At 45.1% G+C, this 13,768-nt stretch carries 14 protein-coding genes and 1 pseudogene; 6 read left to right on the top strand and 9 right to left on the bottom strand.

Translation table 11 applies throughout. The features are described from left to right. Nucleotides 1-139 precede the first annotated feature (139 nt). Nucleotides 140-343, bottom strand: coding sequence for a DUF2267 domain-containing protein (locus QUA99_RS06360; protein ID WP_333240402.1), 204 nt, complete (start codon nucleotides 341-343; stop codon nucleotides 140-142). A 76-nt stretch (nucleotides 344-419) separates the two neighbouring features. After that, nucleotides 420-1,082, bottom strand: coding sequence for a DUF2267 domain-containing protein (locus QUA99_RS06355; protein ID WP_333240399.1), 663 nt, complete (start codon nucleotides 1,080-1,082; stop codon nucleotides 420-422). A 551-nt stretch (nucleotides 1,083-1,633) separates the two neighbouring features. Here QUA99_RS06355 and QUA99_RS06350 point away from each other — a divergent pair. Beyond that, on the top strand, nucleotides 1,634-2,092 hold the full coding sequence (locus QUA99_RS06350) for a response regulator (protein WP_333240398.1): 459 nt from the start codon (nucleotides 1,634-1,636) through the stop codon (nucleotides 2,090-2,092). Here the strand turns inward: QUA99_RS06350 and QUA99_RS06345 are convergent. The 5 genes and pseudogenes from QUA99_RS06345 to QUA99_RS06330 form a co-directional block, all read right to left on the bottom strand. Further along, nucleotides 2,061-2,477, bottom strand: coding sequence for a DUF2294 domain-containing protein (locus QUA99_RS06345; RefSeq protein WP_333240395.1), 417 nt, complete (start codon nucleotides 2,475-2,477; stop codon nucleotides 2,061-2,063). The genes QUA99_RS06350 and QUA99_RS06345 overlap by 32 nt on opposite strands. Nucleotides 2,478-2,831: 354 nt before the next feature. Continuing rightward, a complete protein-coding gene (locus QUA99_RS06340) occupies nucleotides 2,832-3,209 on the bottom strand; it encodes a BON domain-containing protein (RefSeq protein ID WP_333240392.1) in 378 nt (125 codons plus the stop codon). Nucleotides 3,210-3,464: 255 nt separating this feature from the next. Next, complete coding sequence (locus QUA99_RS33030; protein ID WP_445250985.1) at nucleotides 3,465-3,626, bottom strand: hypothetical protein; 162 nt, start codon at nucleotides 3,624-3,626, stop codon at nucleotides 3,465-3,467. A 209-nt stretch (nucleotides 3,627-3,835) separates the two neighbouring features. Then, a pseudogene (locus QUA99_RS33025) lies at nucleotides 3,836-4,129 on the bottom strand (alpha-amylase family glycosyl hydrolase); the annotation flags it as partial. A gap of 154 nt (nucleotides 4,130-4,283) precedes the next feature. Further along, nucleotides 4,284-4,844, bottom strand: a complete 561-nt coding sequence (locus QUA99_RS06330) for an alpha-amylase family glycosyl hydrolase (protein WP_333240387.1) — start codon at nucleotides 4,842-4,844, stop codon at nucleotides 4,284-4,286. A gap of 692 nt (nucleotides 4,845-5,536) precedes the next feature. On the opposite strand from QUA99_RS06330, the gene QUA99_RS06325 reads away from it, so the two are divergent. Then, complete coding sequence (locus tag QUA99_RS06325; RefSeq protein WP_333240385.1) at nucleotides 5,537-5,785, top strand: hypothetical protein; 249 nt, start codon at nucleotides 5,537-5,539, stop codon at nucleotides 5,783-5,785. 161 nt (nucleotides 5,786-5,946) lie between these two features. On the opposite strand, the gene QUA99_RS06320 is transcribed toward QUA99_RS06325, so the two are convergent. Continuing rightward, complete coding sequence (locus tag QUA99_RS06320) at nucleotides 5,947-6,792, bottom strand: cyanophycinase (RefSeq protein WP_333240383.1); 846 nt, start codon at nucleotides 6,790-6,792, stop codon at nucleotides 5,947-5,949. Between the two features lie 575 nt (nucleotides 6,793-7,367). Further along, nucleotides 7,368-7,565, bottom strand: coding sequence for a hypothetical protein (locus QUA99_RS06315; protein WP_333240381.1), 198 nt, complete (start codon nucleotides 7,563-7,565; stop codon nucleotides 7,368-7,370). A 351-nt stretch (nucleotides 7,566-7,916) separates the two neighbouring features. Here QUA99_RS06315 and QUA99_RS06310 point away from each other — a divergent pair, with 351 nt between their 5' ends. From QUA99_RS06310 to isiD, 4 genes are all read left to right on the top strand, one after another. Beyond that, complete coding sequence (locus tag QUA99_RS06310; RefSeq protein ID WP_333240379.1) at nucleotides 7,917-9,827, top strand: ATP-binding protein; 1,911 nt, start codon at nucleotides 7,917-7,919, stop codon at nucleotides 9,825-9,827. A 506-nt stretch (nucleotides 9,828-10,333) separates the two neighbouring features. Continuing rightward, on the top strand, nucleotides 10,334-12,445 hold the full coding sequence (locus QUA99_RS06305; protein WP_333240377.1) for a CHASE domain-containing protein: 2,112 nt from the start codon (nucleotides 10,334-10,336) through the stop codon (nucleotides 12,443-12,445). A 380-nt stretch (nucleotides 12,446-12,825) separates the two neighbouring features. Continuing rightward, nucleotides 12,826-13,452, top strand: coding sequence for an alpha/beta hydrolase (locus tag QUA99_RS06300; protein ID WP_333240442.1), 627 nt, complete (start codon nucleotides 12,826-12,828; stop codon nucleotides 13,450-13,452). Between the two features lie 45 nt (nucleotides 13,453-13,497). Then, nucleotides 13,498-13,710 carry a protein IsiD gene (gene isiD / locus QUA99_RS06295; protein WP_006632739.1) on the top strand — a complete coding sequence of 71 codons (213 nt, stop codon included), beginning with the start codon at nucleotides 13,498-13,500 and terminating at the stop codon, nucleotides 13,708-13,710. The last annotated feature ends 58 nt before the right edge of the window (nucleotides 13,711-13,768 follow it).

Here is a 13,768-nt window from a genome sequence, read left to right as displayed (position 1 = left end):
TACACAACAATTGCAGAGTTACAAGACAAGAGGTATACAGAAACCGGGTTGATGAGAAAAGCTTCTGGCTCAAAAGCGCAGAATGCTGGTTCGTCAACCCGGCTTGTAAGTATTTATACCAGGAAAAATCCGGTTAAGCCTACTCCCAAATTTCCCGAATTCTGTCCGGCAAAAAGCCCGCTATTTCCTGAATTCGCTCCTGGGACAACTCATCCTTCGTGGCAGAAAATACAGCCGCGATCGCAGTTTCCGGTTTGACTCCCGAGGGAAGTGCGCCTTCTTGTTCCACCCTCCGTGCAAACAAATTGCCATCGATTCCCAAAGGTGCAGGCTCGCCGGTCATTCGATTTTAGATTTTAGATTTTAGATTTTGGATTGACTTGCGCGAGATAAATTCGGGGGCTTGAGGATTTTAGATTTTAGATTTTGGATTGACTTGCGCGAGATCGATCGCGTGGCGGGTACCACCTTTGAAATTCGCTTGTCAAAGGTTGACGCACCCGGCTGAGCAATCCCACCAGCGGATTGGTATCTTTCCAGAGGTCTGCTATTTCTTGTTGCAGGGTTCTGTCATCCGCAGGCAAAACTTCTTTGTGCAGTTCAGATTCCACGCGATCGCTAGCTTCTGTTGTCATCACATCGCGCATTGTGCGGTACACTAATTCGGTAATGTCGCGGGCATCCAAAATATCCTCCAAGTGACCTTTTAGCATCACTTTTTCCAAAAACGGCATATCCTTAGAAGCTATAGGAACTGCCGACCCTTCTTGGTGGAGAGACTTGGGAGGATTCGTCTCCATTTTCAGTAACAGTTTCTGGCCTTTTTCTGTTAAATCAGCTTCTTGAAATGCCACTAAAGGTGGCAATAACTCAGCTCCTCCGTAAGGCTCTCCACTAAACTCCGCTTTGATAAATTCCCTTTGGTTGAGGTAGTCCAAATGACCGAGCAATTCTGCTTCTGCCACCTTTCTACCGACATACTCCTCGACTGCGTTCCTAATTTCCGACTCTCCGCTGCCGTTGCCGCTGCCAATTTTTTTCAGCAAAATGTAAGTCAGGTCGTCTCTGATTGTAATTGTCATCAAAATCTCCTAAATTAAAATCGGTTAAACCAAGTAAAAACTGATATTTTTACTTGCTAAAATTGCGATAATTACTACTTAAAAAGATTGAAGTATAAACCAGACAAACAAGTATCTCTCAGCAGGTGGAATTTTTTTAAATTAAGTTTCCGTTCTAATCTTCCTTGAGATAGATTCACCTAAGACCATCGGGGTCTACTTTTGATAGTATCCTACAAAATATCCCGCCACTCTTGCAAGCAATTAAGCTAGCATTATTTCTTAATAAGATTTTTCGTATTTATCCCGTTTTGTTACCAAGGCTGACGCACCTGTATGGGCTTAAGCTGGTAATTTGCGCTGGGATAGGTAAAAATAGGGAAATGCTATGCCATCGATCGACTGGTGCAGCCTGTGCACCAGCTTGCATGGATATTGTACAATCGAGCTAGACAGAAGACTAGCCCTGTGAGAGCTACAAATACGAGCCAATCTGTTTCAAGTGCCGGAGCGCCACTTGAGGAATGCCTCGGGGAAAACTTTTTTGATCGAACTACATTCGATCGGCATTTATGAACTACCCTACTTGGAAGAATAACTTGGAACCCTCGTCATTCAATAGCGGTCTACAGGCGGTTGACAACCGTCCTTTAGTTTTGGCGGTAGACGACAATCACGACAACTTAGAGCTTCTGACACAAATACTCGATTTATTCGGCTGCGAATGCGTGGGCGCAGTTGACGGGTACGCAGCTCTTTCAGCAGCAGTCGAGCGACATCCCGACCTAATCGTACTAGACATTTGCCTGCCAGATATAGACGGTATAGAATTAGTAAGCCACATCCAACAAAATCCCGATATCAGACATATTCCGATTGTTGCTATCACAGCACTAGCAAAAGCAGAAGACCGCGATCGGATTCTCGAAGCCGGGTGCGTTGCATACCTTTCCAAACCTTTTAACATCAAGGATTTAGAAGCAATTATCCGCTACCACCTCAACTTTCAGCCGTTTTTGGTTGAGTTTTAGACTTATAATTAGAATCGCGAACTTTAGGTGCAAACTCCAAAATTGCGATCGTTGCTGTGCGGCCAGTCTCCAAAGTCGCATCGGTGAGCAAATCAGTCACTCGCACGCCCAAAACCTCTTTGATTAAGTCTTTCAGTTGCAATTCTAGTACCGATTCTAGTTGTACTCGCACCTGCGAAGCCAAATCTTCCTGACCGTTCTGAGCCAGAAGTTTTTCAGGTTGAGTAATCGCATTTTCGATCACAATTATCAATTTGTTATCGAAAAGATTGCACAGCGCCTGACTCGTTTGGTGTCCGAGTTGAGAGCGGTACAAAGCTTGAATTCCCTGGGCAATAGTCCTTTCTAATTTTCCGCGAGTAGGTTGTAATGTTTCCCCGGTCATATTTTTTTACGTAAAGCAAGAGCAGTCAAAAAAATAGTTATAGAAGAAGCAAGAAGGAAGACAGAAGTTGCAATCGACCCCATGGGCAAAGTGCAATTAAGAACGTCATAATCGTCAGGGCGGTTGCTAAGCCCCGGCCCATCTGAATTTTACAGTCAATACAACGCAAGATGCCCAACAGCTTATAACCGTTAACAGCGAAAATAGGACTTACGCATAGGGAATCAGCCACCGGGTTGTTTATGAAAATATTTCGTTCCCGCCCGCCGACTCGCTACAAAACCAGGTTTCTAGGCGTCGGAATGCGTAAGTCCTGTAAAAATTAACCGTTAACCGTTATCAACAACCGTCGGGCTAGCCGACAGAAACTTGATTAGTTTCCACCCCAGTTGCACCCTTAACACCTTTAGCAATTGTCACCAACCTGTTGACAATTTCCTGACTGGGAACTGTTCCTTTGAGAACCACCGTAGAGCCATGTTGAGCGACATAAACAGTGTCAATATCCGCAACATCAGGATTTGCATCGAAAGCCTGAGCCACCCGTTTAGCTAAACCGCTTTGATCGTATTCTCCATTCAATCCCATGCGTTCCGGCGGAATTGTCTGAGCGCTCGCAGCAGGTTGAGCTTGAGATTGAGCTTGAGCTACAGGTGCTTGGTAAGCAGGAGCGTCAACAGTTTCTTGATTTTCTAGTTTTTCTAAACCAAACAGTCTTTTTAACCAGCCCATAGAGTTTATCCTCCCACAAAGTTTGTGTTAATTGACAGTTGGCACGTCCCCGTGCAATTGTTATTTTCAATACCAGGAATTACGATCGCACGGCGTTGACGCAGAAGCCGGATTTTTCTACAAAAAAGTATCGTTCCAGCCATCCGCCAGGGTAGAAAAACCCGGTTTCTTGAATTTGGTTCGCCAGTCCTAACTACCATTTAATGTTGTACAACTGTGCTTCTCATCTGCCTGGAGACATAAATTCTCCGGCTTTCAAACAAATACCGGTGCTGACCATTCCGGCAAATCAAACTTAAAGCCTTCTTCCCCAACTTCTACGATTTTGTTGTACATCCACTCGTGCCAAGTTCCCGCCGGAAAGTTAGGAAGGCTGTTACCAGATAGATAAGTATCCGAAAAATTGGCTGCAACCACAGCTCGCGTTCCCTCATCGCTCCAGCGGTAGTAAGCCAGCACTTCGGCTTCGGGATTTTCGTGGATAAATTCAATATTTTCGCTATAAAATACCGCCAATTTCGCCGCAGCCGAATCACGTGTTTGTCGTATTCCAAGAACTCATGATTGGGCTGATTTTTCAACAAAGACCATTGCAGTTTATTCGGCTGGTTGGGAGTTTCCCGAGTGGACTGTCCCAACTCTTCCCGCATCCACAGCATCGGTATTCCTACTGCTGTTACTAACAAAAGCGCTCGCAATTTAGCGCGTTTAAAAGCAGTTTCTCGGTCGAGAATCCCAAAGCTTGCTTCCGCTAGCAAGCGGTCGCGGTCGTGATTGGCTAAATAATCGATCGCATTAGTTGTGTTTTGATAGCCTTGTTGTTTGCCATCCAGAACTTGCTTGAGCTTTTCGATATCGAAAGTCTTCCCCGCGAAATTTTCTCTGGCAAAAATGCGAAAACTTTGGCAGTCGTCAATCAATCGCTTCAAATCTGCGGTTCCACCGTAGCTTGACCAAGAATTTCAAAGGTGGTACCCGCCACGTGATTTATCCGTGGAATCAATCGAAAATCGAAAATCGAAAATCCTCAAGAAAGAGCATTTATCTCGCGCAAGTCAATCTAAAATCTAAAATCTAAAATCTAAAATCGATTGACTCTACGGCAAAGAAATCGCGGACTTTGTAGCCCCAGCTATCATCGCCCGGATATTCATTAACTGGCATTAGTTCGATCGCATTTATCCCGAAATCGCACAGATAATGTAATTTCTCGACAACCTGCTGGAATTTACCGCCACTTTCGGAACCATCTGCGCCGGAAAAATCAGCAACGTGCAGTTCGTAAATAACTAATTCTTCATTTGGTGGGAGTTCTTTGTCATCGTGCTGCCAAACATAGCTATCAATAATTCGTTCCCCGGCTTTGATGCGAACTGAACTTGTATGAGTAGTGCGGTTAATTTCAGTCGCGCAGGGATCGTTGACTTCTACCCATTCGTCCAGCTCAAAATAGGGACTTTGCGATTGAACTAGGAATTTGTATTGATAAATACCGTCTTCTAACTGAATTTTAGTGCGGAAATAACCTTTATCATTTTTTTGTAAGGGAATTTCATCCCATTTGGAAAATGAGCCGATCCGTGTAGCTGCTTTGTTGTTGGGAGCGAAGAGTTTAAATTCAATTGCAGCGGCCATGAATATCTTATTTGCAGAACTTATAGCTGTGATTAGTATTCATTTTTACAATTTTGCAAATCTGTCGCCATCGTTCTTAAGAGTTAAACCTGTAACTCTTATGTTGTAAGGTGCTTATGGGGGCACCCGCAGGATTTAGTAAGATGCGCCTACAAGCACCCGGAGGTCAGATTTAAATCTAAAATGTAGTTAAAGTCACTAAAAATTATTAAGCGCTGTTTGTGAAAATTAATTTAACTTTTGATAACTAGATAAATCGTGACAAATATTTAATAATTGTAACTAAAGGAACATTTTTTAGCTGACAGAGCTAATACTGTAGAAAGATGTCATTTTAGGCGGAAAGGGCGAGGATCGGCTTGTAATTATCAGGCAAGGGAAACCAGAAAAATGAATGCTTTATGCAACTGGATTTTCGCGCGATCGACTTTAAGTCAAGTTTGAGCCGAGAATAGCAATGATTATTTTTGCTTATGCCTTGGGAGGACTTGTTTAGTAGTCTTTCACTTGCCAACTTTGTAGAGCCCAAATCAGCTTTAACGACTGCTGCTACCTCAGTAATTGGTAATCGGTGAAAATCTCATCCGTCCCTGTTACCCGTTAGATATTTCGAGCAGTGGGTCTAAGGCTCTAAAAGTTTAATGTGGGATGTTGGCGAATTACCGTTACTGTAAAACTCTGGAGTGTTAAAAATGTTAAAACAAATGTGTTGGTTGCCCAGATTGGGAGGCAATGGAGAAAAGATATTGCACTTGCGCACCGAAGCCCGTCAAGCGTGGCGGCCTTACACAGCTTTTCCGCAGTTCGCTGCATCCGACTACCGGGAACCTGGCGGTTCTAAGGGATGGGCAACATTTCAGAAGCTGAAAACTCAAGGGTGGAATTTAATCTCGACTGAAGAAGGGCAGCAGTCGATTTTTGGTGAACAGAAAAGTGCTTAAAGAAACAGAAACCGCCAGAAAAAAGAAGAGGTAAAATCCTCTTCTTTTTATTAATTTTGGATGCAGAAACTGGGTTGTCAACCATCATACTTCGTTGCAGCGGTAAAGTGCGTACTGCCCGCCCTAGATAATTTTGAGATGTTTGCCAGTTGCCAAGTAAATTAGGCGATCGCCGTTACTCTATCTGCTGTAGTTGCTACGCTATCCAACACCGGCTGGTGAGTTTTCAAGTTAAACCGGTATCCGTGGGGGAGGATGTGCAACTTGGCGCCGCAAATCGCTAAACCCTCATCCTTCAACCGTCCATCTATATTGTCGTGGAGTTTTTCCGACTCGTCGATGATTGTTACAGCGCTTTCGCCAATAACTTCTAACTCGTCACCGCTGACTAAAATAGCTGTATTTTCGTCAATACCAAATCCCAACACGGCCGGTTGCAGCAAGAGTGCGGTAACTAACCGTCCCAGACGACCTCGCTGGGCGAAATGCTGGTCGATGACAACTCCCGGAAGGAAACCCATTCCCGGGCCCATTGCTACCGCATCAACGCGCGGATTTGTCTCGGAGTCTCCTTCAATAATCATCATGTCTGGCATCATCGCCGCGCCGGCACTCGTGCCACCAATGATAATCCCTTCCGAGTAGCGTTTGTGCATAGCTTCGTCGAGTTTGGTGTCTTTCAAGCAGCTAATAATCCGCGCTTGATCTCCGCCGGTAAAGAATATGCCTGTCGCTTGTTCGATCGCTTCTAAATACTCTGGATTGTTGGCATCTTCGGGTCTCTGGGTGTCAACAACTCGCACGTCTTCAGCGCCGAGTCGCTCAAACACTCGGATATAATTATCTCCTACTTCTCCCGGCAGGCTGGTCGCAGCCGTCATCACTACAATGCGGGCTTTAGTGCCTCCGGCGCACCGCAAGAATTCCCGCAGAATTTTACACTCCCCCTCTTTGTCTTCTGCGCCCCCAATAATTAGCAACTTCCCCTGATTTTCGTTGCTGGCCATATTATCTCCACTTTTAATTTATTAAATTTCACTAAAACACAAAATTCTTTTTTCTGAAAACTGCCAAAAGGTATAGATAGATACACAAAATTATCTGCATTTGATGATTCCTGGACGCACAAAACTCAAGGGTTCTGGGGTTTGTTTGCTCTGGCCCCGGGCTGTAAAGATGTTTTTGCTAAAAAAAACCTACCCCCCCTACCCTAACAGGATAGAGGTGGGTCAAAAAATCAGTTGAATTTACACCCGATTCCACGTTTAGGAAGGACACCCGCCTATCGATCTATCCCGCCGTAGGGACACTCTTGCTCTCGCCGTGTCCCTACTTCATAAACCTGGAAGACGCTGTAAGCTGTCGCGCATTTAAATTGCCTGTTCAGAGCGGGCGGGACGCCCACCCCACAAGAGTTTTATTGTTTTTTGACAGAGAATTTAAATCCCGCAACTGCCGATCGGGACTTACGCGCGATCGGGTCATAAACTCGATTTCTGACTGGATGTTTCCGCCATAAACCTCTTCTTCCTCGTAGAAACCGGGTTGATGAGCGTCAGTCCTAAATTAGTCCGATCGCCCCTTAGTGCGAGCGTTCGATCAAATTGCTCAAGATTGTACGCGCCCGTTCTAAAGGTAGGTGTCTGGGTTTGCCGTTCCACACAATCTGATATTCGTTGCTGTTTTGACCGTCGCCGTAGCCAGAAATCAGCTTCCGGTGAAATGCTTCCTCAGCTAAGTCGTGAACTTTATCCCTGAGAGCAGTTTGTGCTATCTTCATGATTTGCTGCCTCTTAAATTCTCTTTCACAGTGATAAACAATTTAAGCGGGCGCTGCACCTCTCAAAAGTTATAGGTTTTTTTTGTGAACTGGGAAGAAAGCAGTCATTAGCCATAAGTGCTCAGTCATCACTGCTTAGTTAGATGTTGAAGGAAGAAGGAATATTTTCCCACTCTCCCCCTCTCCCCATTCCCCCACTCTCCCACTCTCCCATTCCTCCTCTCCCGCTATGCTCAAGACAGAATTGCTCGCAGTATTTGTCTCACTGCTGCAATATCTATGCCCGCAGGTAGTATCCCATGAACCGACAAGAGACTTACCGTAAAAATTTAGCTCAAAGGAGGTTAGAAAATGCTGCAAGAAAAAAGCACCGAAACAGCCCGCGTCAATGCTCGAAAAACCGATATTTTTGATGTTTTCAACTTCAAACACTATATCGGGCCAAACCCTTATTTAGACACTGCGGCTTTAGTTTTTGATTTAGCGGTGACGGGCGCGAGGGAACCGTTGCCGATCGCACATTACCAGGAAATTATTGGCGATCGCTACCCGCAACTCCTGCAAGAAACTTTCTCGAACCACGCCCAACTGTTCGCCCGTACCGCCTCAGAAGTAGCAAAACTCGACATGGGTTTGCATTTCCAACACTGGAACGTCAAGCCGTTTTCTCAGTTTAACAGAATCAGCATAGAAGCGCTGCACGCCCGCAGCGCCAGAGCAGTCGTTTACGCTGTTTGGGATTGGTTTGAAGCCATCAATCAAAATCAAGACTTTCCCTTGGAAGCACAAATGGGCGCGCTGCAAAATATGTTCCGGCAGTCTGTTTACGGAGGCCCGACAGTTTATTCATTAATGCGATCGGCATCCCAAAAAGGCATTCCCGCATTTTATTTGTGGGATGAAGGACTAATGCAATACGGGTACGGCAAAAAACTGGTTCGCGGCTCTGCAACTACCTTTGATTCTGACAGCCACTTAGACTCAGATTTTACCACGCGCAAAGACGACTGTAAAGCTTTTCTCGCTACATTAGGATTCCCTGTTCCCAAAGGCGATATCGTCTCCACAGAAAACGGAGCTCTGGCAGTTGCTAGAGAAATTGGCTACCCAGTTGCTATCAAACCAGTAGTCGGTCATAAAGGAATTGGCGTAACAGCAGATGTCCGAGATGGTGAGGAATTGCAGGCAGCTTTTAAAAGAGCAGTTAAGGCAATTCCCGAAACAGACCCGGTGCGAGTAATTGTGGAAAACAGCATCAAAGGATCGGATTTTAGGCTGCTGTGCGTTGACGGCAAGTTTGTGTCTGCAACTGAACGCCGGCCGGCTTGGGTAACAGGTGATGGCGACTCAACAATTCGCGAATTGATCCGCCGTGAAAACCGCAAACCAGAACGTTTGGATACGCCAACTTCGGCAATGAGCAAAATTCAGTCCGACGAAGCGATGGAAATGTATCTGGAAGAACAAGGGCTGTCATTGGATAGTGTGCTAGAGGGCGATCGCACTGTGTCTCTGCGCAAAGTCGCTAATCTTTCCGCAGGCGGCGTCAGCATCGACGCTACCCGCACTATTCACCCCGATAACATTGTTTTGGCTCAAGATATCGCCCTACATTTTCGGTTAACTTGTTTGGGGATTGATGTGGTAACAGAAACTCTCACCAAATCTTGGAAAACAGGCAATTTTGGGATTATCGAGATCAATGCCGCGCCGGGAATTTTCATGCACCTCAACCCGGCTGTCGGCGAAGGTGTTGATGTGCCTTCGCATATTATCGAAACTTTCTTTCAATCGGGAAAATCCGCCAGAATTCCGATTATTACTTTCAACCGAATTTCGGTGCACGAACTGCAAGAAACCATCGACCACATTCTGTTGCAGCATCCCGATTGGACAATCGGTGCTGTTTGTCGCGGTGGACTTTTTGTCAACCGTTCTGAAAAAGTTTTGAATAAAAATTACCATCTTAACGTGCAAAGTTTGCTGCGGCATCCCAAGCTCGATTTGTTAATTGCTGAATATCCCGAAGATATTTTGGAAGCTGAGGGAATGTTTTATCGGGGCAGCAATATGGTGGTGCTGGACAATCCGGGGGAAACGGAGATGATTTTGGTCAGAGAAAGCACTGATGAAGATACTGTGGTGGTGAGGGAAGGAAATAGTATTTCTATTCGCCGCCAGGGATTGATCGAACAGTATACTCTGGGCGATGATGAACCGTTTACGCGGGTTTATTTGAAGGAAATAGGGACTGTTTTGTAAGCTGTTCTAGATTTACAGCCTATTCCAGGTTTATGAAGTACAGCCCAGAAACCGGGTTTCTTTGCAGTTCTCGCATCATTACTGATTCTGTTGCTAGAAACCCGGTTTCTCGCGATCTAAATCTACATGGAATATGCTGTAACTTTGCTTTGTAGGGCGGGCCAGGAGTGTCCGCCCTACAAAATTTTAAATAATTTTTCTCGTTCCTGGGTTATTGCGGGACACGAAGTTGGGGAACGCCCAGATAGGAACTCGCTTCGTTACACTTAGTTACAATTGGTTTCAATTCCTCAGTCGTGGATGCACTATTCGTAAGAAACCGCTTTCTTCCCAGCTTTTTCGTTATCACACCAATATTTTGGTATAACTCGGCTTTCTCAGGGTAAGTCCTATTCGTGCGATTATAAGTTTTTAGACAATTTAGTTTCTGCGCTGCCCTTCGTGCTATCAAGGAATTTCACAAGTATTTAAACGAATTACACTCCGGTGGCAGAAGGTTTGGGAATATGAATGTTGCGAGCAATTGGTTTAATTCGCTGACGGAAATTTTACTGTCTCACCGTCGCTACATTCCAGCAGCGCTGACTCTTTGCACCGGTACAAGCTTGTCCTTGGCAGCCGCAGCGGTCGTTTGGCATGGGGAAAACCAACGAATGCAAGCTGAATTTCATCAGCAAGCCGATCGCCTGAATGTGGCATTGCAGCAAAGCATCAATAAAAATTTAGAATTTCTGTACTCACTTGAAGCATTCTACAGGGGATCTACTGAAGTTACCAGACAAGATTTTAAGCAATTCGCTCAACCTGCACTTTCCCGAAATTCTGCTATACATTCTGTTAACTGGATTCGGCGCGTGCCTGCTGCCCAAAAAGCAGCTTACGAACGGACAATTCGAGCCGAAGGTTTTCCGGCATTTCAAATTTACGAGCGAGCTCCTGACCAACAGCCGATCGAAGCAAAAGTGCGATCGGAATATTTTCCAATTACCTACAGAGAAGCACTAGAAGAAGATAACAAACTGCTCGGTTTTGATGTTGCCTCCAACCCCGAGCGCAAAGCAGCTTTAGAGAAATCGGTGAATACCGGGAAAATAGCGGCTTCCGGGCGGATTAGATTAGTCAGCAACAATCAACCGGGATTGCAAGTATTTCTACCAGTACCCCGCCGCACAAATTCTGCAGATAACTCGGTCAACAGCCGCCAAAACCTCATGGGAGTTATTGCGGGTCTGTTTCAGATTACCAATATGGTCGATTACTCTTTAGAATCGCTAAATTTAGACAACATTAATTTTTACCTCTATGACAACTCTGCTATAGAGAAAGAACGCTTTCTGGTGCGATACGACTCACAAGCTAAGCAGTTGATAGATCGCCCAAAACACGAAAAGTCAGAGTTAGCTAATTTGCGGGGAACAATCTGTCAATATCCGAGTGCTTGCATTCGCCTATTTAACGTAGCAGACCGCCAGTGGATGCTGCTAGTTTTGCCTGGAAAGGGGTACAAAAGTCTGAGGACTCATCAGGGTTCGCTGGCAATTGGCGCGATCGGGCTATTGATGACTGGCAGCTTGACGATTTACCTGTTGATGTCTGTAGAACGTACCGCAAAAGTAGAACAGCAAGTGTACGATCGTACAATTCAACTAAAACACCGCACCGCTGAACTAGAAACAGCACTAAAAAATTTGCAGGCAGCTCAATTTAAACTAATCCAAACTGAAAAAATGTCCAGCTTGGGGCAGTTGGTGGCTGGAGTTGCCCACGAAATTAACAATCCTGTCAACTTCATTTCTGGCAACCTGATCCATACAGGCGAATATACTCAAAACTTGCTGGAACTTGTAGAAATATACCAGCAGCAATATCCGAACCCAACGCCCGAAGTGCAAGCGAAACTAAAAGAGATAGAATTGGATTTTATCAGTCAAGACTTGCCTAAAATCCTAAAATCTATGAACTTGGGAGCTGAACGCATCCGTCAAATCGTGCTTTCTCTGCGGAATTTTTCGCGCTTGGATGAAGCTGAAATGAAGTCGGTTGACATTCACCAAGGCATTGACAGCACCTTGATGATTTTGGATAGTCGGCTGAAACCTAAAGCTGATTTTCCGGGCATCCAGGTCATCAAAGAATACGGAAATTTGCCCTTGGTGGAGTGCTGGGCGGGACAATTAAATCAGGTATTTATGAATGTTTTGACTAATGCCATTGATGTTTTATATGACGAAACAAATCATTATTTTTACATCGTGGAAAATCCATCGACTTCGGCATTTTTACCTACTATTCGGATTCGCACTGAAATTTTAAATTCTAATTGTGTGTGCGTGCGAATCGCTGACAATGGAGCGGGCATGACGGAAAATGTAAAAAAACGTTTGTTTGAGCCGTTTTTTACTACCAAACCTGTAGGGAAAGGTACTGGATTGGGATTGTCTATCGGCTATCAAATAGTGGAAAAACATCGCGGTTCGCTCAGGTGCGTATCGGCTCCGGGAGAGGGAACTGAATTCTGGATTGAGATACCCATACGGCAACAGTTCGAGCAATCTGTTTCTAAGGTTTCACCTGCGGTAGGTGTCAATTTGAATGAGCGGGAGAAATCTCGGTTTTAGCTGAGTCTTACTGGGAACATCTCAATGAAAGTAGCCCAGCTAGAAATAGGAGTTTGGAGGCCCGAGGCCCGAGGCTGCGGGGCCCGAGGCAGGAGGAAAGAGTCAGAAAGAAGGAGCCAGAAGAAGTGTTTTTACAAAGATGAGAGGCTCCCTAATTCCTGTTTATAAAATGTGAATTATCCGAACTCTACCTGGGAAAGTTTCGGATTTCCCACTCTACTTTCAACAGTCAACAGTCAACAGTCAACAGTCAACGGTTATAGTTATTGGCAAGCGCGTGCTAATTTCTAGTCAAAGCTCACCAAAACAAATATCTGGGGTTTTAGCCGCCGCTACAATTTATAATTTTAGCAATGCCAGATTACCAATTACTAACTACGATGTCTTTACAATTTATTAGCATTCCGCCACAAACCGATCGCAAACCTGTCGCTTTGATTGTCGCTTTGCACGGATGGGGTGCTAATGCTCGGGATTTGACTTCCTTAGCACCGGCTTTCAATCTGCCGGATTATCAGTTTGTGTTTCCCGATGCCCCGTTTCCTCATCCCCATGTAATGGGCGGCAAAATGTGGTATGACCTTCAAAACAAAGACGCTCAGGGATTGGTAGAAAGCCGACAATTGCTGAGGGAATTTTTGCTGTCTTTGGAAAGCAGCACGGGCGTGCCTTTGTCTCGGACAATTTTAGGTGGTTTTTCTCAAGGTGGAGCGATGACTCTAGATGTGGGATTGACTTTGCCCGCAGCCGGTTTAATTTGTCTGAGCGGTTATTTACACCCGTCGATTTCGCCAGTTGCGGGCAGTGCTTTGCCACCTGTTTTAATCGTGCACGGTACTCAAGATACTATTGTTCCCGTTAGTGCTGGTGTGCGATCGCGCGAGAGTTTGACGGCTTGGGAAGCTGCGGTGCAGTATCAAGAATTTAACATGGGACACGAGATTCTGCCGGAAGTTATAGAGGTAATGCGAAGTTTTGTTGTAGAAACTGTGTCGAAATCTGATTAAAGGTTTAGTATATAGTATGGCGGAAGTCTCGGGCAGGGGAAAAAAATGAAAACTTTAACCAAAGCATCGCGCGATATTGCTGTACTTACTTCTCAGGACGTGGCAGAATTGGCTGTCCGTTTGGAAGTTGACGATTATACAGATCCTTTTGAGGGATTGAATGATTGGCATTTGTTGCGATCGCTTGCTTTTCAGCGGCCGGAGCTGGTTGAACCTTATCTCCACCTTCTGGATATGGAAGCCTACGACGAAGCATAGACTTAAAAATCTAGCTTAAAATTTTCGACAGAATTGAGGAAGAAGTTAGCACCATATT

Source organism: Microcoleus sp. F10-B2 (genome assembly GCF_036704965.1).
Classification (GTDB): domain Bacteria; phylum Cyanobacteriota; class Cyanobacteriia; order Cyanobacteriales; family Microcoleaceae; genus Microcoleus.
The sequence above is the reverse complement of the archived record's forward strand: the minus strand, read 5'-3'. Positions and strand labels throughout refer to the sequence as shown.

Coding starts and splice junctions, on each gene's coding strand:
- QUA99_RS06310 (WP_333240379.1), top strand. CDS start 7,917: ATGCTGCAAGAAAAAAGCACCGAAACAGCCCGCGTCAATGCTCGAAAA.
- QUA99_RS06320 (WP_333240383.1), bottom strand. CDS start 6,792: ATGGCCAGCAACGAAAATCAGGGGAAGTTGCTAATTATTGGGGGCGCA.
- QUA99_RS06305 (WP_333240377.1), top strand. CDS start 10,334: ATGAATGTTGCGAGCAATTGGTTTAATTCGCTGACGGAAATTTTACTG.
- QUA99_RS06330 (WP_333240387.1), bottom strand. CDS start 4,844: ATGGCCGCTGCAATTGAATTTAAACTCTTCGCTCCCAACAACAAAGCA.
- QUA99_RS06340 (WP_333240392.1), bottom strand. CDS start 3,209: ATGGGCTGGTTAAAAAGACTGTTTGGTTTAGAAAAACTAGAAAATCAA.
- QUA99_RS06300 (WP_333240442.1), top strand. CDS start 12,826: ATGTCTTTACAATTTATTAGCATTCCGCCACAAACCGATCGCAAACCT.
- QUA99_RS06345 (WP_333240395.1), bottom strand. CDS start 2,477: ATGACCGGGGAAACATTACAACCTACTCGCGGAAAATTAGAAAGGACT.
- QUA99_RS06355 (WP_333240399.1), bottom strand. CDS start 1,082: ATGACAATTACAATCAGAGACGACCTGACTTACATTTTGCTGAAAAAA.
- QUA99_RS06315 (WP_333240381.1), bottom strand. CDS start 7,565: ATGAAGATAGCACAAACTGCTCTCAGGGATAAAGTTCACGACTTAGCT.
- QUA99_RS06325 (WP_333240385.1), top strand. CDS start 5,537: ATGTTAAAACAAATGTGTTGGTTGCCCAGATTGGGAGGCAATGGAGAA.
- isiD (WP_006632739.1), top strand. CDS start 13,498: ATGAAAACTTTAACCAAAGCATCGCGCGATATTGCTGTACTTACTTCT.
- QUA99_RS06360 (WP_333240402.1), bottom strand. CDS start 343: ATGACCGGCGAGCCTGCACCTTTGGGAATCGATGGCAATTTGTTTGCA.
- QUA99_RS06350 (WP_333240398.1), top strand. CDS start 1,634: ATGAACTACCCTACTTGGAAGAATAACTTGGAACCCTCGTCATTCAAT.